Source organism: Rhizocola hellebori (genome assembly GCF_016862955.1).
In the GTDB taxonomy this organism is placed as follows: Bacteria; Actinomycetota; Actinomycetes; order Mycobacteriales; family Micromonosporaceae; genus Rhizocola; species Rhizocola hellebori.
This window is the reverse complement of the sequence record NZ_BONY01000175.1, coordinates 2,501-3,669: the sequence shown is the minus strand read 5'-3', so window position 1 is coordinate 3,669 and position 1,169 is coordinate 2,501. Positions and strand designations below refer to the sequence as shown.

The following is a 1,169-nucleotide window of genomic DNA, read 5'->3' as shown; positions in this document are numbered from 1 at the left end:
AGGTTAGTGGTTGGATGTTCGGCGTGGGCGTTGCTTTGCGGGTACGGGAATATCAACCCGTTGTCCATCGACTACGCCTCTCGGCCTCGCCTTAGGTCCCGACTCACCCAGAGCAGATTAGCTTGACTCTGGAACCCTTGGTCATCCGGCGGCAGGGTTTCTCACCCTGCTTTCGCTACTCATGCCTGCATTCTCACTCGTGCACGCTCCACAGCTAGCTCACGCTGCTGCTTCACCGCATACACGACGCTCCCCTACCCATCCACACCACTGCACCCAGACGTCAATCTGGGCGAATGGACTGTGTGAATGCCACGGCTTCGGCGGTGTGCTTGAGCCCCGCTACATTGTCGGCGCGGAACCACTTGACCAGTGAGCTATTACGCACTCTTTCAAGGGTGGCTGCTTCTAAGCCAACCTCCTGGTTGTCTATGCGATCCCACATCCTTTACCACTTAGCACACGCTTAGGGGCCTTAGCCGGTGATCTGGGCTGTTTCCCTCTCGACTACGAAGCTTATCCCCCGCAGTCTCACTGCCACGCTCTAACTTACCGGCATTCGGAGTTTAGCTGACTTCGGTAACCTGGTAGGGCCCCTAGGCCATCCAGTAGCTCTACCTCCGGCAAGAAACACGTGACGCTGCACCTAAATGCATTTCGGGGAGAACCAGCTATCACGGAGTTTGATTGGCCTTTCACCCCTAACCACAGGTCATCCCCCAACTTTTCAACGTTGGTGGGTTCGGACCTCCACGACGTCTTACCGTCGCTTCATCCTGCCCATGGCTAGATCACCCCGCTTCGGGTCTAGAGCATGCGACTATGTTCGCCCTATTCAGACTCGCTTTCGCTACGGCTACCCCACCCGGGTTAACCTCGCCACATACCACTAACTCGCAGGCTCATTCTTCAAAAGGCACGCCATCACCATAACCACCCAACGGTGGTGTTCTAGGCTCTGACGGATTGTAGGCAGACGGTTTCAGGTACTATTTCACTCCCCTCCCGGGGTACTTTTCACCATTCCCTCACGGTACTATCCGCTATCGGTCACCAGGGAGTATTCAGCCTTACCAGGTGGTCCTGGCAAATTCACCGCAAATTACAGGAGTTCGCGGCTACTCGAGAAACCCACACAGGAGGCTGCTGATTTTCGGTTACAGGACTCT

Annotated in this window: 1 rRNA gene (cut by a window edge); it reads right to left on the bottom strand. The window is 55.8% G+C overall.

Annotated features, from left to right (window positions below):
- Nucleotides 1-1,169, bottom strand: a 23S ribosomal RNA gene (locus Rhe02_RS49295); its annotated part runs 412 nt beyond the window's last position; the annotation flags it as partial.